The following is a 1,199-nucleotide window of genomic DNA, read 5'->3' as shown; positions in this document are numbered from 1 at the left end:
AAACCACGGTCCACGTGTCGCATCGGGTACTGGATGCCGACACGGTCGCGGCGGCGACGGGTTCGGTTGTCGGGCGGGCGATCCCGGGCCTGCGAGTGTATGTGCTCGACGACCGGTTGCATCCGGTCCCGGTCGGGGTCGCCGGTGAGATCTATGTCGCGGGGCCGCAGTTGGCGCGGGGGTATCTGGGGCGGGCGGATCTGACCGCGGCCCGGTTCGTCGCCCATCCCCTCGGCGTACCCGGGGAACGCTTGTATCGCGCGGGGGATGTCGCGCGCTGGAACCGGCACGGTGAGCTCGAGTATCTGGGGCGTGCTGATGATCAGGTGAAGGTGCGTGGGTTCCGGATCGAACTCGGCGAGATCGAAGCCGCGGTCCTCGCCCAACCGGGTGTCACCCACGCCGCGGTCATCGTCCGCGAAGACACACCCGGCGACCAACGCATCGTCGCCTACATAGTGCCTGCGCTCGACACCGCCCCGGCGGTTCCTGCTGCACGCTCGAACGATCGAGCGAATCCGGCTGACATCGTGAATGATCCAGCGAACCCGACCCAGATCGCGATCGATTCGCCGAACCCGACCGGGACCGGGACTCGGACCGATCCGGCGAATCCGGCCGAGGCAGTCGGGGGTTCAGCGAACCCTACTGGGGCTGTGTTGGATTCGGAGACATTGCGTACCCGCGCTGCCGCTCTCCTACCGGCTTACATGGTGCCCTCCGCGTTCGTCGTGCTCGACGCGATCCCGTTGACCGTCAACGGCAAACTCGACCGTCACGCGCTGCCCGCTCCGGCGGTGGCGACCAGTACCTTCCGCGCACCGGAGACGCCGGTGCAGCAGGTGGTCGCCGAGGTGTTCGCGGACATTCTGGGCGTGCCGCGAGTCGGCCTCGATGACGAGTTCTTCGCGCTCGGCGGCAACTCGCTCATCGCGACCCGGGTCGCCGCACGGATCGGCGCTGCCCTGGAGACCACTGTCGCGGTCCGCACCCTGTTCGAAGCTTCGGACGTCGAATCGCTTGCCGCACAGGTGGAGTCCGGGCTCGCCGGAGAGCGGGAATCGCGCCCGCGGTTGGTGGCGGGTCCGCGTCCGGATCGGGTGCCGTTGTCGTTGGCGCAGTCTCGGATGTGGTTTTTGAATCAGTTCGATACCGGGTCGGCGGTGAACAATATTCCGGTGGCGATCCGGTTGTCGGGG

General features: G+C 67.6%; 1 protein-coding gene. It reads left to right on the top strand.

The features are described from left to right. The coding region (locus NRB56_RS38100) for a phosphopantetheine-binding protein (RefSeq protein ID WP_153349239.1) at positions 1–1,199 on the top strand (1,199 nt) is incomplete at both ends.

Source organism: Nocardia aurantia (assembly GCF_009604425.1).
Lineage (GTDB): Bacteria > Actinomycetota > Actinomycetes > Mycobacteriales > Mycobacteriaceae > Nocardia > Nocardia aurantia.
This window is presented reverse-complemented; position numbering and strand designations above follow the sequence as displayed.